The organism is Roseovarius salinarum (genome assembly GCF_002834145.1).
Taxonomy (GTDB): domain Bacteria; phylum Pseudomonadota; class Alphaproteobacteria; order Rhodobacterales; family Rhodobacteraceae; genus Roseovarius; species Roseovarius salinarum.
In genome coordinates, this window is record NZ_PHNT01000008.1 from 1 (window position 1) to 18,243 (window position 18,243).

General features: G+C 68.8%; 18 protein-coding genes and 3 tRNA genes. 9 read left to right on the forward strand and 12 right to left on the reverse strand.

Annotated elements, in window-relative coordinates:
- Together CEF10_RS08900 and CEF10_RS08905 are read right to left on the reverse strand one after the other, a co-directional pair.
- Nucleotides 1–482 (reverse strand): AMIN domain-containing protein (locus tag CEF10_RS08900; RefSeq protein WP_157932984.1); only part of this gene is annotated, 482 nt, incomplete at its 3' end.
- A gap of 184 nt (nucleotides 483–666) precedes the next feature.
- Entirely contained in the window at nucleotides 667–1,818 is a 1,152-nt protein-coding gene (locus CEF10_RS08905) for a pyridoxal phosphate-dependent aminotransferase (RefSeq protein WP_101067799.1), read from the reverse strand.
- 60 nt (nucleotides 1,819–1,878) lie between these two features.
- On the opposite strand from CEF10_RS08905, the gene CEF10_RS08910 reads away from it, so the two are divergent.
- Genes CEF10_RS08910 through CEF10_RS08920 form a run of 3 tightly spaced genes read left to right on the forward strand, consistent with a single transcriptional unit; the run spans nucleotide 1,879 to nucleotide 4,535 of the window.
- Nucleotides 1,879–3,207, forward strand: a complete 1,329-nt coding sequence (locus CEF10_RS08910) for a M48 family metalloprotease (protein WP_101067800.1) — start codon at nucleotides 1,879–1,881, stop codon at nucleotides 3,205–3,207.
- Between the two features lie 25 nt (nucleotides 3,208–3,232).
- Entirely contained in the window at nucleotides 3,233–3,988 is a 756-nt protein-coding gene (locus CEF10_RS08915) for a DsbA family protein (RefSeq protein ID WP_101067801.1), read from the forward strand.
- Between the two features lie 4 nt (nucleotides 3,989–3,992).
- The gene (locus tag CEF10_RS08920) at nucleotides 3,993–4,535 is read left to right on the forward strand and encodes a thioredoxin domain-containing protein (protein ID WP_108723459.1); all 543 of its coding nucleotides are present in this window, start codon (nucleotides 3,993–3,995) and stop codon (nucleotides 4,533–4,535) included.
- Between the two features lie 76 nt (nucleotides 4,536–4,611).
- Here CEF10_RS08920 and ispG read toward each other — a convergent pair whose 3' ends face one another.
- The 3 genes from ispG to hemA form a co-directional block, all read right to left on the reverse strand.
- A complete protein-coding gene (ispG, locus tag CEF10_RS08925; protein ID WP_101067802.1) occupies nucleotides 4,612–5,742 on the reverse strand; it encodes a flavodoxin-dependent (E)-4-hydroxy-3-methylbut-2-enyl-diphosphate synthase in 1,131 nt (376 codons plus the stop codon).
- A gap of 84 nt (nucleotides 5,743–5,826) precedes the next feature.
- Nucleotides 5,827–7,089, reverse strand: a complete 1,263-nt coding sequence (locus CEF10_RS08930; protein ID WP_101067804.1) for a helix-turn-helix domain-containing protein — start codon at nucleotides 7,087–7,089, stop codon at nucleotides 5,827–5,829.
- 130 nt (nucleotides 7,090–7,219) lie between these two features.
- Entirely contained in the window at nucleotides 7,220–8,443 is a 1,224-nt protein-coding gene (hemA, locus tag CEF10_RS08935; protein ID WP_101067805.1) for a 5-aminolevulinate synthase, read from the reverse strand.
- Between the two features lie 208 nt (nucleotides 8,444–8,651).
- On the opposite strand from hemA, the gene CEF10_RS08940 reads away from it, so the two are divergent.
- The 3 genes from CEF10_RS08940 (at nucleotide 8,652) to CEF10_RS08950 (ending at nucleotide 12,084) form a co-directional block, all read left to right on the forward strand.
- The gene (locus CEF10_RS08940) at nucleotides 8,652–10,025 is read left to right on the forward strand and encodes a M20/M25/M40 family metallo-hydrolase (RefSeq protein WP_101067811.1); all 1,374 of its coding nucleotides are present in this window, start codon (nucleotides 8,652–8,654) and stop codon (nucleotides 10,023–10,025) included.
- A 7-nt stretch (nucleotides 10,026–10,032) separates the two neighbouring features.
- Nucleotides 10,033–10,899 carry an alpha/beta fold hydrolase gene (locus CEF10_RS08945; protein ID WP_101067812.1) on the forward strand — a complete coding sequence of 289 codons (867 nt, stop codon included), beginning with the start codon at nucleotides 10,033–10,035 and terminating at the stop codon, nucleotides 10,897–10,899.
- A 72-nt stretch (nucleotides 10,900–10,971) separates the two neighbouring features.
- Nucleotides 10,972–12,084 carry a leucine-rich repeat domain-containing protein gene (locus CEF10_RS08950; RefSeq protein WP_101067820.1) on the forward strand — a complete coding sequence of 371 codons (1,113 nt, stop codon included), beginning with the start codon at nucleotides 10,972–10,974 and terminating at the stop codon, nucleotides 12,082–12,084.
- A gap of 235 nt (nucleotides 12,085–12,319) precedes the next feature.
- Here the strand turns inward: CEF10_RS08950 and CEF10_RS08955 are convergent.
- Nucleotides 12,320–12,396: transfer RNA gene (locus CEF10_RS08955), tRNA-Asp, on the reverse strand.
- Between the two features lie 223 nt (nucleotides 12,397–12,619).
- Here CEF10_RS08955 and CEF10_RS17185 point away from each other — a divergent pair.
- The gene (locus CEF10_RS17185; protein ID WP_232796449.1) at nucleotides 12,620–12,757 is read left to right on the forward strand and encodes a hypothetical protein; all 138 of its coding nucleotides are present in this window, start codon (nucleotides 12,620–12,622) and stop codon (nucleotides 12,755–12,757) included.
- Nucleotides 12,758–12,779: 22 nt separating this feature from the next.
- On the opposite strand, the gene CEF10_RS08960 is transcribed toward CEF10_RS17185, so the two are convergent.
- A tRNA-Val gene (locus tag CEF10_RS08960) sits at nucleotides 12,780–12,855 on the reverse strand.
- A gap of 43 nt (nucleotides 12,856–12,898) precedes the next feature.
- Nucleotides 12,899–13,504, reverse strand: a complete 606-nt coding sequence (locus CEF10_RS08965) for a histidine phosphatase family protein (RefSeq protein WP_101067828.1) — start codon at nucleotides 13,502–13,504, stop codon at nucleotides 12,899–12,901.
- Between the two features lie 121 nt (nucleotides 13,505–13,625).
- Between CEF10_RS08965 and CEF10_RS08970 the strand changes: the two genes are divergently transcribed.
- Nucleotides 13,626–14,105 carry a MaoC family dehydratase gene (locus tag CEF10_RS08970; RefSeq protein ID WP_232796450.1) on the forward strand — a complete coding sequence of 160 codons (480 nt, stop codon included), beginning with the start codon at nucleotides 13,626–13,628 and terminating at the stop codon, nucleotides 14,103–14,105.
- Between the two features lie 49 nt (nucleotides 14,106–14,154).
- On the opposite strand, the gene CEF10_RS08975 is transcribed toward CEF10_RS08970, so the two are convergent.
- Both CEF10_RS08975 and CEF10_RS08980 read right to left on the reverse strand, forming a co-directional pair.
- Nucleotides 14,155–14,229 (reverse strand) — tRNA-Val (locus CEF10_RS08975).
- A gap of 13 nt (nucleotides 14,230–14,242) precedes the next feature.
- Nucleotides 14,243–14,779 carry an HU family DNA-binding protein gene (locus CEF10_RS08980; protein ID WP_232796451.1) on the reverse strand — a complete coding sequence of 179 codons (537 nt, stop codon included), beginning with the start codon at nucleotides 14,777–14,779 and terminating at the stop codon, nucleotides 14,243–14,245.
- Nucleotides 14,780–14,874: 95 nt separating this feature from the next.
- On the opposite strand from CEF10_RS08980, the gene CEF10_RS16870 reads away from it, so the two are divergent.
- Nucleotides 14,875–15,084 (forward strand): hypothetical protein, encoded by a 210-nt coding sequence (locus CEF10_RS16870; RefSeq protein ID WP_157932985.1) that lies wholly within the window; start codon nucleotides 14,875–14,877, stop codon nucleotides 15,082–15,084.
- Between the two features lie 75 nt (nucleotides 15,085–15,159).
- On the opposite strand, the gene CEF10_RS08985 is transcribed toward CEF10_RS16870, so the two are convergent.
- Both CEF10_RS08985 and lon read right to left on the reverse strand, forming a co-directional pair.
- Complete coding sequence (locus CEF10_RS08985; RefSeq protein ID WP_232796452.1) at nucleotides 15,160–15,405, reverse strand: hypothetical protein; 246 nt, start codon at nucleotides 15,403–15,405, stop codon at nucleotides 15,160–15,162.
- Nucleotides 15,406–15,631: 226 nt separating this feature from the next.
- On the reverse strand, nucleotides 15,632–18,040 hold the full coding sequence (lon, locus tag CEF10_RS08990; protein ID WP_101067837.1) for an endopeptidase La: 2,409 nt from the start codon (nucleotides 18,038–18,040) through the stop codon (nucleotides 15,632–15,634).
- Nucleotides 18,041–18,243: the final 203 nt, after the last annotated feature.

Below are 18,243 nucleotides of genomic sequence, written 5' to 3' on the forward strand. Positions count from 1 at the left end.
GCGGCCGGTGCCGGCCGCGCCCAGCCGGGCAGGTCCGGCGCGCCGGCGGCCGCCGCGAAGGCCCCGGCCGAGACCGGGTCCAGCGTGACCCGCAGACGCGCCCGTCCGGTTTCCCCGTCCACATCCAGCCCGCTGCGGTCAAGCGCATAGGGCCCGGCAAGGTCCAGCACCATGCGCGACCAGCCGGGCCGGAACACGCCCACGCGCGCGCCGCGCACGCGGTCGGTTTCAAGCAGCGCGGACGCGTCGAGGCCCTGCCAGTCGACCTCGCGGAAATCGAGCACGAGGCGCGGCGGCTGATCCAGGGTGAACACGCGGTAGGGCACGCCCTGGCTGAGCGCGAGGTCGATGCGCACGCCCTCGCCCGCCGCCGCGATGCGGCTTTGCGCCGGATCCGGGCGCGCCAGCCCGGAAAACTCCTGCGCCGCGGCCGCGCCGCTCAGCACGACGGCGGCCACGAGGGCGCAAATCTTTCGGATCATCCTGCTCACCTGCCGTTTGCCGTTCTCGCGGGCCCGTTTTGCCGCGATGATACACGATAAGGGCGCGCTTTGCACGATCGTCCTGCCCCCCTGTCGCCGCCGGATCCCGGGGCCCGCGGCGGATGCCTCCGGCGGGAGTATTTCGGGCAAGATGAAGCGCCGGAACGCGGATCTGCCGCTGCGCTCAGCGCGCCGGGCGGTCCTTCATGAAGCGCTCGAGCCGTGTCAGCCCCTCGCGGATGTCGTCGGTGGCGCGCGCATAGGAGAACCGCAGCGTCCCGCGACCGCGGGCCGGGTCGAAATCCACGCCCGGCGTGACGGCGACGCCCGCCTGCTCGAGGATCTCTGCGGCGAAAGCATGGCTGTCGTCGGTCAGGTGGTCCACCTGCGCGTAGACGTAGAAGGCGCCATCCGGCGGCGCGATCCGGTCGAAGCCCGCCGCCGGCAGCCCCTCGAGCATCAGGCGGCGGTTCTCGGCATAGACAGCGAGGTTCGCGTTCAGTTCGTCGGTGCAGTCCATCGCGGCCAGCGCGGCCACCTGGCTGGCGTGCGGAGCGCAGATGAACATGTTCTGCGCCAGTCGCTCGATCACGCGCACGTGGTCCTCGGGCACGACCATCCAGCCCACGCGCCAGCCGGTCATCGAGAAGTACTTCGAGAAGGAATTGATGACGTAGGCGTCGTCGCTGACCTCCAGCGCGGTGACGGCCTTCGCCTCGTACTCGATGCCGTGGTAGATCTCGTCGCTGATGAAGCTGGCGCCGCCCGCCCGCGCGGCGTCCATCAGCGCCGCCAGCCCCGCGCGCCCGAGCATGGTGCCCGAGGGATTCGCCGGCGAGGCCACCATCAGACCATCGAGCGCCCGCCCCTCCAGATCGCCCGGCACCGGCTGCAGGCGGTTTTCCGCCGCCGCCTCCAACAGCACCGGCTCGAGGTCGAGCGCGCGCAGGATCTGCCGGTAACTGGGATATCCGGGGCTGGCGATGCCCACGCGCTGGCCCGCGTCGAACAGCGCCGTGAAGGCCAGGATGAAGGCGCCCGACGAGCCGGGCGTGATCACCACGCGCTCGGGCGACAGGTCGACGTCGTACCATTCGCCGTAAAGCCGCGCGATCCGCGCGCGCAACGCCGGCAGGCCGAGGCCCACGGTATAGCCCAGCGCGTTTTCCTCCAGCGCGCGGGCCAGGACGTGCCGGGCGCCGGCCGGCGCGGGCGTGCCGGGCTGGCCCACTTCCATGTGGATGACATGGCGGCCCGCGTCCTCGGCGCGGCGGGCGGCTTCCATCACGTCCATCACGATGAAGGGATCGACACGGCCGCGGGTTGAGTTTCGCATGCGTTTGTTCCTAGACTGCCGTCACGTGACCCGTTTCACCCGGATCGAGGCAGGCCGTCAATGAAGCTTTTCCGCCTTGCCGCGCTGTGCGCCCTGCTGGCCGTGGCGCTGGCCGACCCCGCGCGCGCGCTGTCGCTGCTGCGCGACCCGGATATCGAGCATGCGCTGAACCGCCTGTCGGAACCGGTGCTGAAGGCGGCGGGGCTGAGCCCCACGCGCACGCAGATCCTGATGATCGACGATCGCAGCCTGAACGCCTTCGTCATCGACCGCGACCACATCTTCCTGCACTCCGGGCTGATCCTGAAGATGGACACGCCCGCCATGCTGCAGGCCGTGATCGCGCACGAGGCCGCGCATATCACCAACGGCCATCTCGCCCGCCGCCCGGTGAACATGCGCAACGCCCGCACCGCCGCCGGGCTGGGGATGGCGCTGGCCGCCATGGCGGGCGCGATCAGCGGCAGCCCCGATGCCGCCGCCGGCATCGCGCTGGGCACCCAGAACACCGCGCGCCGGGTCTTCTTCTCGCACACGCGCGCCGAGGAAAGCTCGGCCGACCGGTCGGCGATGCGCTTTCTGGCGCGCGCCGACGTCGACCCGCGCGGCATGGTCGAGGTCATGGATGTCTTTCGCGGCCAGGAGGCGCTGATGCCCGGCCGGCAGGATCCCTACGCCCGCACGCACCCGCTGTCGCGCGACCGTTACCGCGTGCTGGACCGGCTGGCGGAAACCTATGCCGACGACGGCGGCAAGGCCGACGCGCAGGCGCGCTACTGGTTCGCCCGCGCCAAGCACAAGCTGTCGGCCTTCATCCGCTCGCCCAAGTGGACGCTCAACCGCGCCGGCGAATCCGGCTATGCGGACGTGGCCAAGATGCGCGAGGCCATCGCCTGGCACCGTCGCTCGCAACTGGACCGCGCCCTGCCCGCGATCGACGCGGCGATCGCGCAGCGCCCCGATGACGCCTTCTTGCTGGAACTCAAGGGGCAGATCCTGATGGAAAGCCGGCGTTTCGATGCGGCAGCCGCCGCCTATGGCCGCGCCGTGGAGCTGGCCCCCGACAACGCGCTGATCCTGGGGGCGCACGGCCGCGCGCTGCTTGCGCAGGGGCGCACCGGCAAGGCCCTGCAGGTGCTCGAGCGTGCCCGCGCCCGCGACGGGCAGGACCCGCGGGTGCTGCGCGATCTCGCCGTGGCGCACGCGCGTGCCGGCAACAAGGGCCAGGCGTCGGTCGTGACCGCCGAACGCTACGCCATGAGCGGCCGGCTCGAGGATGCCGCCCTGCACGCCAAGCGTGCCTCCGACCTTCTGCCACGCGGGTCGACCGCTTGGCAGCGCGCGCAGGATGTGCTTTCTGCCGCCAAGACGGCCAAGGCCGACAAGTAGCCCGCCACCAACGGAGATGCCCCGCATGACACGCATTCCCCTTCTCGCCGCGATCGCCGCGGTTTTCGCCTTCGCCGCCCCCGTGCAGGCCATCGACCTGACGGACATGACCTCGGAGGAGCGCAAGGCGCTGCGTGCCGAGATCCGCGCCTACCTGATCGACAACCCCGAAGTCATCATGGAGGCCATCGAGGTGCTGGAGGAGCGCCAGGCCGCGCGCGCCGCCCGGGACGACGCCAAGCTCATCAAGCAGAACGCCGAGGCGGTATTCGACGACGGCCATTCCTGGGTCGGCGGCAACCCGGACGGTGACGTCACGCTGGTGGAGTTCATGGATTACGAGTGCGGTTACTGCCGCCGCGCCTTCCCCGAGGTCGAGAGCCTGATCGAGACCGACGGCGACATCCGCTTCATCATCAAGGAGTTCCCGATCCTCGGCGAGGGTTCGGTGCTGTCGTCGCGTTTCGCCATCGCGGTCAAGCAGACGGTCGGCGACGCGGCCTACAAGGCGGTGCACGACTCGCTGATGTCCTTCAAGGGGGAGATCGGGGAGCCGGCGCTGCGCCGCATCGCGAAAGGGCTGGATCTCGACCCGGCACCGATCATGGCACACATGAACACCGACGCCGTGACCGACGTGATCGCGCAAAACCACGCGCTGGCACGCAAGCTCAGCATCAGCGGCACGCCGACCTTCATCATGGAGGACCGGATGCTGCGCGGCTACGTTCCGCTGGAGCAGATGATGCAGATCGCCGACGAGATCCGCGCGGACGACTGACATGATGACGGCGCGGCGCCTCTTGATACCGGTCGCCGCGTCGGTTCTGGCCGCCGGCGCGGCGGGCGCGCAGTCCAGCTTCTCGGACCTGGACGCGGCCGAACGCGCCGCGCTGCACGCCGAGATACGCGCGCTTCTGCTGGACGAGCCGGGGCTGGCGCGGCCGGCCAGCCGGGCACTCGATCCGCCGCAACCGCCGCGGGCCGAAGAGATCTACGCCGAGGAAATCGCGCGCGACCTCGGCGCCATCTCGGAGCGGCGCGACAGGCTGTTCGGTGCCGGCCTGCCCGGATTCGGCCCGGCGGACGCCGCGCGGCGCATCGCGTTGTTCACGCGAAAGGACTGCCCCGCCTGCGCGCGCGCCGAGGCTGACCTGCGCGCGATGGCGCGGGCGCGGCCGCTGCGCGTCACCGTGCTGGACATGGAGGCCAATGCCGATCTTGCGCGCGACCTCGGTCTCGATACCGCGCCGAGCTACGTTCTGCCGGACATGATGCTGCGCGGCCACATCCCGAAGGTCGTCCTGCGCCGTTACCTCGACGACTGACGCCACACCTTCATCTTGCCTCAAATACTCCCGCCGGAGGCATCCCGGCGTCCCGGCCGGAGCGGGCGGCGGGGCATCACTCCGCAGCCGGGCGTTCGGCTTCGCCCGCCTCGATCTCGGCGGCGCGCTTCTCCACTTCCTCGACGATGTGATCGATCATCTCGTCGTTGGACATCTTGTGGCTGGCCTTGCCCGCGAGGTAGACCATGCCGGACCCCGCGCCGCCGCCGGTAAAGCCCACGTCGGTCATCAGCGCCTCGCCGGGGCCGTTCACCACGCAGCCGATGATCGACAGGCTCATCGGCGTCTTGATGTGCTCCAGCCGCGCCTCGAGCGTTTCGACCGTCTTGATGACGTCGAAGCCCTGGCGCGCGCAGGACGGGCACGAGATGATGTTCACGCCGCGGTGGCGCAGACCCAGCGCCTTGAGGATCTCGTAGCCGACCTTGACCTCTTCCACCGGATCGGCCGAAAGCGATACCCGCAGCGTGTCGCCGATGCCCATCCACAGCAGGTTGCCCAGCCCGATGGCCGACTTGATGGTGCCGGCGGTCAGCCCGCCGGCCTCGGTTATGCCGAGATGGATGGGCGCGTCGGTGGCCTCGGCGATCCCCTGGTAGGCGGCCGCGGCAAGGAAGACGTCCGACGCCTTCACGGAAATCTTGAACTCGTGGAAATCGTTGTCCTCGAGGATGCGGATATGCTCAAGCCCGGATTCCACCATCGCCTCGGGGCACGGTTCGCCGTATTTTTCCAGCAGGTACTTTTCAAGGCTGCCCGCGTTCACGCCGATGCGCATCGAGCAGCCATGATCCCGCGCGGCCGCGATCACCTCGCGCACCCGTGCCTCGCTGCCGATGTTGCCGGGGTTGATGCGCAGGCAGGCCGCGCCGGCCTCGGCGGCCTCGATCCCGCGGCGGTAATGGAAATGGATGTCGGCGACGATCGGCACGGGGCTTTCCGGCACGATCTCGCGCAGGGCGCGCGAACTTGCCTCGTCGGGCACCGACACGCGCACGATATCCGCACCGGCCTCGGCCGCGGCCTGCACCTGCGCCACGGTTCCGGCCACGTCCGTGGTCTCGGTGTTGGTCATGGTCTGCACGCTGATCGGCGCGTCGCCGCCCACGGGCACATTGCCCACGTGTATCTGGCGGCTCTTGCGGCGATAGATGTTGCGCCAAGGGCGTACGGGGTTCACCGGCATCCTGCGCCCCCTTGTGAACGGATTGGAATTTGCACTCGTCGCACAGATAGGCCACCTCGGCCCGTCGGGCAATGCGTGTCCGCCTCAGTTGCCCTGGCGCTGCCCCACGGACTGGGCCACGGCCTCGGCCACGTAGCGTGACAGGTCCTCGTCCTGGTCAAGGTCCGCCACGTCGTAGGTGTCGGTCAGCGCGTCGGCCGTCAGGGCCAGATCCGAGGTCACCGCCCCGTCCGGGCCGGCGGGGCCGTAGTGCTTGCCATCGACGGCGAAATAGATCGCGCCGGATTCTCCCGCCCGCAGCTTCGCCGGCTCCTCGGAGCTCGGCACCTTGTAGGTGTCGCCCGCGTTCAGGATGCCTTCGAAGATAACGCTGCCGTCGGCCCCGCGCACGCGCACCCACGCCGGGCGCACCGCGACCATGGTCACTTGGGGCGCCGGATCCTCGAGCACCTGCGGCGCCTGGGTTTCCTCTTCGGCGGCCGGCTCGGGCCGCGGCGGCACGCGGTCGTCCACGGCCGCCGTCCGGACGGACTCCTCGCTGAGCGCGCCGACCTTCTGCGGGTCCAGCGTCGAAATCGGCGCGTCGCGCGCCGTCATGACGGGCACGTCGAGCGCCTTGGGCCGGTACAGCCGGTCCAGCGCCTCGTCGCGGCGCGGCGCCTGGAAACTGCCGGCCACCTCTTGCCGGGTCGTTCCCGAGCCGCTGCCGTCACGATCACCGCCACCCGCGGCCTTAGTTTCCGCCCCGGCCAGCGGATCGAGATCGGCCAGCACCTCGGGGGTGTTCTCGACCGGTGCGAACTGGACGCGCTGGACCTCGGCCAGGACGTTCCAGCCGCCGTATCCGAGCGCCGCGATCAGCGCCAGCAGCACGGCCGCCGAGCCGATCGCGCCGGGTTCGATGCGCGACAGCGGGTTCTCCGGCGTCGGCGCGAACGGCGTGTTCGGCGCCACCAGCGGATCATCGCTGCGCACCGGCCCGGCCACCGGCTGTTCGGACTTGCGGCGGGCCGAGGCCTCGGCCGCCATGCCGTGCGTGGTGGTGAAACCGCTTTCCTCGCAGAAGGACGCGAAGGCCGCTTCGGGGTCCATGCCCAGGTACCGCGCGTAGGACCGCACGTAGCCGGGAATGAAACCGGGCGTGTCGAAAGCATCGGGATCGCATCGTTCGATCGCGGCCAGGTGCGTCGCGCGAATGCGCAGTTCCCTTTCGACCTCGAGAAGGGATTTGCCCATCGTCGCGCGTTCGCCGCGCATCAGGTCCCCGAGCCGCAGGTCGTAGTCGTCAAACCACGTCGGCTCGGTCGCTTCGCTTTTCGCCTCTCGCGTTGAACGCCGGCCTATCATTCGATCCGCCCCGTCATTCCGCTCTGCCTGCCTCTTTTTTGTCAAATCCTACAGCATGTGTGATTCGACGCCCAGACTTTTGTTTCGGCGAAGTTAGCACATCGCAAGATTTTTTGAATGGCAGTGCGGATCAGCCGGTCATTTCGGCACGATTCAGAGCACATTGGCTCCAAAGCTCGTCCATCGCGTGTATCAGCGTATCCATTTCATCCGGGCCATGCACCGGCGACGGCGTGAACCGCAGACGCTCGGTGCCGCGCGGGACGGTGGGGAAGTTGATCGGCTGGACGTAGATGCCGTAGCCCTCGAGCAGCATGTCCGACAGCTGCTTGGTATGGACCGGGTCACCCACGATCACCGGCACGATGTGGCTGCCGTGATCGATCAGCGGCAGCCCCATGCCCTTCAGGCGGGTCTTGAGGATCTTCGCCTGCGTCTGGTGCTTCTCGCGCAGCGCGTGGTCGCGCTTGAGGTGCGCGACGCTGGCCGCCGCGCCGGCCGCGACCGCCGGCGGAAGCGAGGTCGTGAAGATGAAGCCCGGCGCGTAGGAGCGCACGGCGTCGCACATCCTGGCACTGGAGGCGATGTAACCGCCCATCACGCCATAGGCCTTGGCCAGGGTGCCGTTGATGATGTCGATGCGGTGCATCAGCCGGTCGCGTTCGGCCACGCCCGCGCCGCGGGGTCCGTACATGCCCACCGCGTGCACCTCGTCGATGTAGGTCAGCGCGCCGAACTCGTCGGCCAGGTCGCAGATCGCCTCGACCGGGCCGAAATCGCCGTCCATGGAATAGACGGATTCGAAGGCGATCAGCTTGGGCGCGTCCGGATCGTCGGCGGCCAGCAGTTCGCGCAGGTGCTCGACGTCGTTGTGGCGGAAGATCCGCTTGGCGCCCCCGTTGCGGCGCACACCCTCGATCATGGAGGCGTGGTTGAGTTCGTCGGAATATATGATGAGGCCGGGAAACAGCTTGGGCAGCGTGCTGAGTGTGGCGTCGTTGGCAATGTAGGCCGAGGTGAACAGCAGCGCCGCTTCCTTGCCATGCAGGTCGGCCAGTTCGGCCTCCAGCCGCTTGTGATAGATGGTCGTGCCCGAAATGTTCCGGGTGCCGCCCGAGCCCGCGCCGGTGGCGTCGACGGCCTCGTGCATCGCGTCCAGGACCACGGGGTGCTGGCCCATTCCCAGGTAGTCATTGCCGCACCACACGGTGATCGGCTGCTCCGTCCCGTCGGGCCGGCGCCACCGCGCATGCGGAAAGTTGCCCTTGCGGCGCTCGATGTCGATGAAGGTGCGGTAACGGCCCTCCTCGTGCAGCCTTTCGATCGCTTCATCCAGTTTCGCAGTGTAGTCCACTGGCTTCCCCTCCATCTTCTTGACCCGCTGGTGGCGGATTCGGGCGCTTGGCACGCCACATATTCACGGAACGTAATAGAACGCGCCACCGTCACGCAACAGGCTACAAATTGCCGCCCCCCGGAACCTTGACTTGTGTCAAGCCATTGGAAACCGCCGGACCGGCTGCTAGGGTCGGCCGATCATCAAGCAGACAAAGGGCCGCTGCATGTCCCTGGACGCCGTTCTCGGTCGCATAGACGACGATCTCGACGCCGCGACGGAGCGGCTGCTCGACCTGATGCGCATCCCCTCCGTCTCCACCGACCCGGCCCACGCGGACGACTGCCAGGCCGCCGCCGACTGGCTGGTGGCCGACCTTGAAAAGCTGGGCGCGCGCGCGGAGAAACACGAAACGCCGGGCCACCCGATGGTCGTGGGCCACCTGCCGGGCAACGGGCCGCACGTCCTGTTCTACGGCCATTACGACGTGCAGCCGGTGGACCCGCTGGAGGAATGGGATCGCGACCCCTTCGACCCGGCGGTCGAGGACACGCCCGGGGGCCGCGTGATCCGCGGGCGGGGGGCCTCCGACGACAAGGGCCAGCTCATGACCTTCGTCGAGGCCTGCCGCGCCTGCATCGCCGAAACGGGCGCCCTGCCCTGCGCCGTCACCTTCTTTTTCGAGGGCGAGGAGGAATCGGGCTCGCCCAGCCTGGTGCCGTTCATGGAATCGCACGCCGATATGCTGCGCTCGGACATCGCGCTGATCTGTGACACCACCCTGTTCCAGTCGCGCACGCCGGCCATCGTGACCATGCTGCGCGGCCTTCTGGGCGAGGAGATGACCGTCACCGGCCCCGACCGCGACCTGCACTCGGGCTTCTACGGAGGGCTGGCGATGAACCCGATCCGCGTGCTCGCGAAGGTGCTTGCGGGGCTGCATGACGCCCAGGGCCGCGTGACGGTGCCCGGCTTCTACGACGGCATCCCGGAGCTTCCCGAGTCCGTGCGCGCGCAGTGGGACGCGCTGGATTTCGACAGCGCGGGCTTTCTGGCCGACGCCGGCCTCGGCGTGCCGGCGGGCGAATCCGACCGCACCCCGCTCGAGATGATCTGGTCGCGCCCGACCTGCGAGATCAACGGCATCCACGGCGGCTACACCGGCGCGGGCTTCAAGACCGTCCTGCCCGCAAGGGCCAGCGCCAAGATCAGCTTCCGCCTTGTGCAGGGGCAGGATCCCCACCAACTGCGCGAGGCGTTCCGCGAGCACGTGCGCGCGCAGATGCCGCCCGACTGCAGCGTCGCCTTCACCGGCCACGGGGCGAGCAGCGCCTCGGTGATGTCCACCGACGACCCCGCCTTCGAGGCCGCGCGCACCGCGCTGTCGGAGGAATGGGAGGACCCGGCAGCCTATGTCGGTTGTGGCGGCTCGATCCCCATCGCCGGCCATTTCAAGCAGATCCTGGGCACCGACGCCATGCTCATCGGCTTCGGCCGCGACGACGACGCGATCCACAGCCCGAACGAGAAATACGACCTCGAAAGCTTCCACAAGGGCACGCGCAGCTGGGCGCGCATCCTGCACGCGCTGGGGCGCTGACGCGGGCATGACGATCCCCGGTTTCAGCGACCACACCGCGCACGTGAACGGCATCGAGGTCGCGTTTTCCGCCGGCGGCGCGGGCCCGCCGCTGGTGCTGCTGCACGGGTTTCCGCAGACCCGCGCGATGTGGGGCGCCATCGCCCCCGCGCTGGCGGGCACGCACCGGGTGATCTGCCCCGACCTGCGCGGCTACGGCGCCAGCGGCAAGCCCGCGGGCACCGCCGGCTACAGCTTCCGCGAGATGGGCCGCGACGTGGCCGCGCTGATGACGCGGCTGGGCCACGACCGCTTCGCCCTGGCCGGCCACGACCGCGGCGGGCGCGTGGCGCACCGGCTCGCGCTGGATGCGCCGGGGCGCGTCACGCGGCTGGCGGTGATGGACATCGTGCCCACGCACACCCTGCTGGCCGAGTTGCGCGCCGAGGTCGCGGCGGCCTACTGGCACTGGTTCTTCCTGGCCCAGCCCGCGCCCTTCCCCGAGACCATGATCGGCCACGACCCCGACATGTTCTTCGAGACCTGCCTGCTGGGCTGGGGCGGCGCGCGGCTGGCGGATTTCGACGACGGTCAGCTGGCCGCCTACCGCGCGGCTTGGCGCGACCCCGACACGATCCGGGGGATGTGTGCGGATTACCGCGCCGCGCTGACCCATGATTTCGCCGATGACGCCGCCGACCTCGGCGCGCGCGTGGCCTGCCCCGCCCTGGTGCTTTACGGCGCCGACGGCGCGATGGCGCGGCACTACGACGTGCCAGCGACATGGGCCGGCAAGTGCGACGCGATGGCGCCCGCGGCGATCCCCGGCGGGCACTTCTTTCCCGACACCGCGCCGCGGGCCACGGCGCGGGCGCTCGCCACCTTCTTAGGCTGACCGCGCGCCATCCCGGGGCTTGCACCCCCCGCGCACCCCGGCCCACCCTGCGGACGACGGCAGGAGGGAAAGATGAGCGACGCGGACGAGGCCTACCAGGGCGCGGAAAGGCGGATCGCCAAGGCGCGGGAGCGTGGCGATGACAAGCTGGATTTTGACAGCAAGGACTTTCGCGCCCTCGACCGCCTGCCGCCCGAGATCGGCCACCTGCACTGGTTGAGGGTTCTGGACCTCGAAAACACAAAGATCGCCGACATCACCCCCCTGCAGGGCCTCGGAAAGCTGCAGGGGCTTGACCTCTCCGCGACACAGGTCGCCGACCTCGCGCCCCTGACCGGCGTCGAAAACCTGCAGGGGCTCAGCCTCCGAGAGACACGGGTCGCCGACATCGCCGCCCTAACCAACCTCGAAAACCTGCAGGGACTCGACCTCCGCCAAACACGGGTCGCCGACCTGCGCCCGATCGCCGATCTGCCACGGCTCGGAGACAATCAACCGGGTGGCCTGCGGTTCGACCACGCCCCCGCCGCCCGCGCCACGCCCGAGCTGAGCCGCCTGTCGCAGATCAAGAACGCTCAGGACCGCACCCGCGAAACCTTGGCCTATCTCAAGACCCTGCCGCCCTGGCCCGACCCGCTGCCGTGGGACATCCCGTCAGGCCCCCTGCGCGGTGGCGATACGGGCGCCGTGGTGAAAACCGCGCAGGCGCAGATCGCCTTCCTGCTGGACCACGCCGCCACCTCGCAGGTCACCGCCGAAACCACCGCCAGCCAGATCCGCCACGCCCTGCGAGAGGTGCCCGCGAGCGACGGCAACAAGCTGCCCCCGGTGCTGCAGACAATGCTCGACGTGGCGCAGGTGCTCGACCGGCTGGCCGCGGCCCCCATCGGCCCCGACAACCCCGATCGCGAGGCCGAACTCACCGCGCGCATCGCTCAGCTTGAGGAGCGGGTCCAGACCCTGACCGCGCAGCTCGCCGATGCCGAGTCCGCCCGCGAGGCCGCCGAGGCGCTGGCCAACACGACCGGCTTCTGGCCCAGCCTGCGGGTGGCCGCCGGCACCTCCATCGGGAAACAGGCGGGTCCGCTGATCCATACCGGCATCCTGAGCGGCACCGTCTATTTCCTGGGGACCAACCACACGTTCGTTCAGGGGCTGTTGAGGGCGATCGAGGCTTTGAAGTGACCGGCAAGCCGGGCTTCAGCCCGGCGCCGCCCGGCCCGGCACGGCCACGCGGGATGCATCCCGCCCGACGGGTCACGCGGGCGCGGCGCCGGTCGGGGCACCGACGCGATACCGACGTTGCGCCGACACCGGGCCGACGCGCGAAAATGCAGTGAAACGAAGGGCTTGGGCCGCCGCGCGCGCGGTGCCGCGGCCGGGGTGGTTGCCCGCGGGATCGGCTGATCGGAAGGGGAAGTGGCGCGGTTGACGGGGCTCGAACCCGCGACCTCCGGCGTGACAGGCCGGCACTCTAACCAACTGAGCTACAACCGCGCGTGGCGGGTCTGATACGCCAGCCCACGGGTGTCGTCAATGGGCAAATTCACATTATTTCGCCCCCCGATCCGCGCGGCCGGACGGGCGCGCACCGGGGCCCGCGCGGACGCCGTCGCGCGCCGCGTCCCTGCCCCCCGCTTGCGGCAAACGGGCGCAGCGGGCGGCTGCGGTTTGCCAAGGCGCGCGGGCGCGCCATGTCATCCCTGCAACGGAAAAGGAGGTGAGCATGTTCAAGGGGTTCGTGCCGTCGATGCTGATCGTCGTGGGGTTCCTGGTGGTGTTGCCCGCGCTGATCCTGCTGGGGTTGGGCGGCGAGGCCTGGCTGGAGCAACTGAAGAAGATGACGCCCACGCACTGACGCCTGCCGGCGCGCGGGGCGCTGGTGGGTGATGAAGGATTCGAACCTCCGACATCTTCGGTGTAAACGAAGCGCTCTACCAGCTGAGCTAATCACCCGTGGCGCGCGTCTTAGCCAAGCGCGCGCGCCCGCGCAAGGGTCTCAGCCGGCCGGACCGGACCCGTCGAGCACCCGTGCGCGCCCGTCCTCGATCAGGTGGACCACGCCCTGCCCGCCCGGCAGGTCGAGCAGCGCGCGCCCCTCCAGCCCAAGCGCGACCCCGCGGATGAACCGCGACGTGATGCCGTGGGTGACCAGCACGGTCGGCCGGTCCAGACGGGCCAGCAATGCCGCCGCGCGCGCCCGCACATCGGCGAAGGTCTCACCGCCCGGCACGCGGAAATACCAGTCGAGGTGGTGGTCGCCGGAAAAGACCTCGGGAAACTCCGCGCGCAGATCCGCGCGCAGGCGGCCGGCGAAATCGCCGATGCCGATCTCGGCCAGCGCCGGGTCCGCCCGCGCCTCGGCGCCCAGCGGCGCCAGGGCAAGGGTCGCCGTCGCGCGGGCCCGGCCCTGCGGGCTGGTCAGGAAATCATGCGTGGCCGCCCTGACGCCGACGGCCTTGAGGATCGCGCCCTGCCGGGCGCCCTGCGCGCGCCCCGTGGCGGTCAGGGGGGAGTCGAACGCACCCTGCAGCCGCCCCTCGGCGTTCCACTCGGTTTCGCCGTGGCGCAGGACGTAAAGCGGCGGGAAGCTGCGGCTGACCATGACACGGCCCCTTTCTGCGCCGGTGCCGGCCCGGCATAGCCAAGCGGCCCGGCGCGCGCAAGATTGACAAGGTGCGCGCGGCGGGGCCTGATACACCCGGAGCACCCGGAGGATGCACGAGGTGACATTCGACCCGCAAACACACTGGAGCCACCCCGTCCGCGCCTTCGAGGATTTCGCCGTGGGCGAGGTGTTCCGCGCGCCCTCGCGCACGATGACCGAAGGCGTCTTCGCCGCCTTCCAGGCCGCCAGCGGCGACAACCACCCGATTCACTACGACCGCGCCTACCTCGCGCGCCGCGGCCATCGCGATCTGATGGCACACGGATACCAGACCCTGATCCAGGCGGCGATCGGCGCCAGCCCGCTGGCCCACCAGATGGGCGACGCGCTGATCGGGTTTATCGAGCAGTCCAGCCGGTTCCGCGCGCCCGTCCATTGCGGCGACACGCTTTACCCTGCGTTCGAGATAACGGCGTTGACGCCCGGCCGGACGACCGGCGTGATGGAACTCGCGGTCACGATCCACAACCAGGACGGCGTTCTGGTGGCCGACGGGGTGCAGAAATACCTCATGGCGCTGAATATCCTCGAAGACTGACCGGAACCGAAAGGGGCGCGGCCCCTTGGCCGCGCCCCGTGGAATCCGGTGGTGGGTGATAGAAGATTCGAACTTCTGACATCTTCGATGTGAACGAAGCGCTCTACCACTGAGCTAATCACCCGCCGACGGGGTATTTAGCTTTCCTCGTCGCGCTCCGCAAGCGTCTCTTTGCCACTTTCGCGGGCCGGGGCCGCCGGCTTGTTCTGGCGGATCCGCGTGTGCAGGACGCGCGCCTTCTCGTCCTCCTTCGCGCGGTTGTATTTCACCTTCCCGAGCGGCTCGAGATTGAGTTCGCGCTCCTGTGCGATGGCCTCGCCCAACACCTCCATCATCGCCTCGATGACCGGTTTCGCGAATTTCTTCCTCACGTTCGAGCGCGCGACCACCGCCTCGATCAACTCGGGCTTCTTGAGTTGCCCCGCTTCAGCGGCGGCAACATCACGGTCGGATACCACCGAAAGCCTGGCCGGAGCGGCAGGCGATGCGGCCTTGAGTGCGCCGGGGTCACCCGGACCGGCCTGCGCGGCCTTCGTCGCGCCGGATTTGCGCGGCGCGGCGCTGCTGCCACGGCCGCTCGTGCGCTTGGCCTTGGTCGTTCCGGTCGCGCCGGCTGTGGATGTCTTGCGGGTCGATGCCATTGACTGCCTCATTTCATTGCTGCTCGGCAACACTATAACGACAAGACCGGCCCCGGGCCAGACATGCGTTGACGCGGCGAAAGATGCGCCGCTAGAAATCCCTAGCTGCCATTCTAAGGGGGACAGTCGTGAAAAAGACATTTGCCGCATACGCCTGCATTGCCACCCTGTCGGCCGGGGCCGCCTCTGCCGGAGGGATGAGCGACCCGGTCGTCGTGCCCGAGGTCGAACCCGCCGTCATCGAGGAACAGACCCGCGACGACAGCGAGGCCACGCAGAACGCAATGAAATGGCTGACGCTCATCACCATCATCGCGCTGGGCTCCACCGGCATCTGATCCGTGGTGTGATCTTATCGCTGCCCCTGCATTTGCAGGCGGCAGCCCCCTGAGTCCGGGTTCAGCCAAGTTGCCCTACGAATGCATGGCGCCGGCGCGGCGGATGTCCGCGCGGTTCCCGCAGTGCGTGCGGTGTTCGGGGTGTGCAACCGAATGGGGAGATCGCATGAAAATACGACCTTCGAGGCAACCTTGATCGTCGATCGTCGCACTGGCAAGCGCGACGCCGGCCGTTACGCGCGGCGGCGGCATCAGCGGTGACGACAGCGTGACTCCGGCCGAGACGATCGTCACGGCGACGGCTCGGACATCCGCGGTCAAGGCCCCATCATGATCCCCATTCTGCTTCTCGCCCTGCTGATCGCGGCGCAGTAGAGGGAAACGTTCCAACGCGCGTTGGGTGGCGGCGCGCTGCTTTCCGGTTCGCGGCGCAACCCGCAACCTTGGATATGCAATCACGGCGATCGGGTTGCGATGCCGTGACAACAATCGGGCCGCGCGGCAACCCGCGCGGCCCCATCTCTTTTCCGGTCTGCGCGGCCCGCCGTCAGTGCGTGGTGGCGGCGGCGGTTTCCGCGTCGGCCTTGAGCGCGGCCTCGGCGGCGGCGGCCTCGTCGGCCTCGTCCCACTCGACCGGCTCGGGCTGCCGCGTCAGCGCGTGGTCAAGCACGTCGCGGACGTGGGAGACGGGAATGATCGTGAGCCCCTCCTTGACGTTGTCGGGGATCTCCTTGAGGTCTTTCTCGTTCTCCTGCGGGATCAGCACCGTCTTGATGCCGCCCCGCATCGCCGCCAGGAGCTTTTCCTTCAGCCCGCCGATGGACAGCGCGTTGCCCCGCAGCGTGACCTCGCCGGTCATGGCGATATCCTTGCGCACCGGGATGCCGGTCAGCACCGACACGATGGAGGTGACCATCGCCAGCCCGGCGCTCGGCCCGTCCTTGGGCGTGGCGCCCTCGGGGACGTGGACGTGGATATCCCACTTCTCGAAGCGCGGCGGCTTCACGCCGATCTCGGGCGCGATCGACCGGACGTAGGAACTGGCGGCGTCGATGGATTCCTTCATCACGTCGCCCAGCGTGCCGGTCGTCTTCATCCGGCCCTTGCCCGGCAGGCGCAGCGCCTCGATGTTGAGAAGCTCGCCGCCCACGCTGGTGTAGGCCAGCCCGGTCACGACACCGACCTGGTCCTCTTCCTCGGCCAGACCGTACTTGAACTTCTTCACGCCAAGGAAATCCGAAAGGTTCTCCTCGGTGACGGTCACGCTTTCGGCCTGCTTGCGGACGATCTGGGTGACCGCCTTGCGCGCCACCTTGGCGATCTCGCGCTCGAGGTTCCGCACGCCCGCCTCTCGGGTGTAGGTGCGGATGATCGCGGTCAGCGCCTCGTCGGTCAGTTCGAACTCGCCCTTCTTGAGGCCGTGGTTCTTGATCTGCTTGGGCACAAGGTGCTGCTTGGCGATCTCGAGCTTCTCGTCCTCGGTGTAGCCCGCCAGCGGGATGATCTCCATCCGGTCCTTCAGCGGCTCGGGCATCGTGTAGCTGTTGGCCGTGGTCAGGAACATCACGTTGCTCAGGTCGTATTCGACCTCGAGATAGTGGTCGACGAAGGTCGAGTTCTGTTCCGGGTCCAGCACCTCGAGCATCGCGCTCGCCGGGTCGCCGCGGAAATCCTGCCCCATCTTGTCGATCTCGTCGAGCAGGATCAGCGGGTTGGTCGTCTTGGCCTTCTTGAGCGACTGGATGATCTTGCCCGGCATCGAGCCGATGTAGGTGCGGCGATGGCCGCGGATCTCGCTCTCGTCGCGCACCCCGCCCAGGCTGATGCGGATGAACTCGCGCCCGGTCGCCTTGGCCACGGATTCGCCCAGCGACGTCTTGCCCACGCCCGGCGGACCGACGAGGCACAGGATCGGCCCCTTGAGCTTCTTGCTACGCTGCTGCACGGCAAGATACTCGACGATCCGCTCCTTGACCTTCTCGAGACCGTAGTGGTCGTCGTCCAGCACCTTCTGGGCGCGGCTCAGATCCTTCTTGACGCGGCTCTTCTTGCCCCACGGGATCGACAGGATCCAGTCGAGGTAGTTGCGCACCACGGTGGCCTCGGCGCTCATCGGGCTCATGTTCTTGAGCTTCTTGAGCTCGGCCTCGGCCTTCTCGCGCGCTTCCTTCGACAGCTTGGTGTCGGCGATCCGCTGTTCCAGCTCGGCGACCTCGCCCTCGCCGTCGTCGCCGTCGCCCAGCTCCTTCTGAATGGCCTTCATCTGCTCATTCAGGTAGTACTCGCGCTGGGTCTTCTCCATCTGCGACTTCACGCGGGTCTTGATCTTCTTCTCGACCTGCAGGACGCTCATCTCGCCCTGCATCAGGCCATAGACCTTCTCGAGCCGCTCGCTCACGCTCAGCGTCTCCAGAAGCTCCTGCTTCTGGGCGACCTCGATGCCGAGGTGGCCCGCCACGAGGTCGGCCAGCTTGGCCGGCTCGTCGGATTCCGACACGGCCGTCAGCGCCTCCTCGGGAATGTTCTTCTTGACCTTGGCGTAGCGCTCGAACTCGTCCGAGACCGTGCGAAGCAGCGCCTCGATGGTGGCGGCGTCGCCGGGGATCTCGTGGACGGGTTCCGCGCGGGCCTCGAAGAATTCCTCGTTGTCGAGGTATTCGGTGATCTTGACGCGCGACACGCCCTCGACGAGGACCTTCACGGTCCCGTCGGGCAGCTTGAGCAGTTGCAGAACGTTCGCCAGCACGCCGGTGCGGTAGATGCCGTCGGCGGTCGGCTCGTCGACGCTCGCGTCGATCTGGCTGGACAGAAGGATCTGCTTGTCGTCCGCCATCACCTCCTCGAGGGCGCGGACGGATTTCTCCCGGCCCACGAAAAGCGGCACGATCATGTGGGGAAAGACCACGATGTCGCGCAGCGGCAGCACGGGATAGGAGGTATTCTGAGGGTCTTGCATGCTCGCTTCCTGTTCTTGGCAAAGGGTGCGGGCCCCGCAATTCGGCAACCCGTTCCTCTCCGTTTCCGGGTTGTTAACGTGGGGCAAGGCCCCGACGATTTCAACCGCGCTGCGCGCACAATGCCCGCCGCAGCGCGCCGCGGCAAGGACCGGCGTCGGCCAAGGTTGCCACGCCGCGCGCGGACAGCGCGCGGATAGCATGT

Coding starts and splice junctions, on each gene's coding strand:
- CEF10_RS08905 (WP_101067799.1), bottom strand. CDS start 1,818: ATGCGAAACTCAACCCGCGGCCGTGTCGATCCCTTCATCGTGATGGAC.
- CEF10_RS08940 (WP_101067811.1), top strand. CDS start 8,652: ATGTCCCTGGACGCCGTTCTCGGTCGCATAGACGACGATCTCGACGCC.
- CEF10_RS08950 (WP_101067820.1), top strand. CDS start 10,972: ATGAGCGACGCGGACGAGGCCTACCAGGGCGCGGAAAGGCGGATCGCC.
- CEF10_RS08915 (WP_101067801.1), top strand. CDS start 3,233: ATGACACGCATTCCCCTTCTCGCCGCGATCGCCGCGGTTTTCGCCTTC.
- CEF10_RS08945 (WP_101067812.1), top strand. CDS start 10,033: ATGACGATCCCCGGTTTCAGCGACCACACCGCGCACGTGAACGGCATC.
- lon (WP_101067837.1), bottom strand. CDS start 18,040: ATGCAAGACCCTCAGAATACCTCCTATCCCGTGCTGCCGCTGCGCGAC.
- CEF10_RS08965 (WP_101067828.1), bottom strand. CDS start 13,504: ATGGTCAGCCGCAGCTTCCCGCCGCTTTACGTCCTGCGCCACGGCGAA.
- CEF10_RS08910 (WP_101067800.1), top strand. CDS start 1,879: ATGAAGCTTTTCCGCCTTGCCGCGCTGTGCGCCCTGCTGGCCGTGGCG.
- CEF10_RS08930 (WP_101067804.1), bottom strand. CDS start 7,089: ATGATAGGCCGGCGTTCAACGCGAGAGGCGAAAAGCGAAGCGACCGAG.
- CEF10_RS08920 (WP_108723459.1), top strand. CDS start 3,993: ATGACGGCGCGGCGCCTCTTGATACCGGTCGCCGCGTCGGTTCTGGCC.
- ispG (WP_101067802.1), bottom strand. CDS start 5,742: ATGCCGGTGAACCCCGTACGCCCTTGGCGCAACATCTATCGCCGCAAG.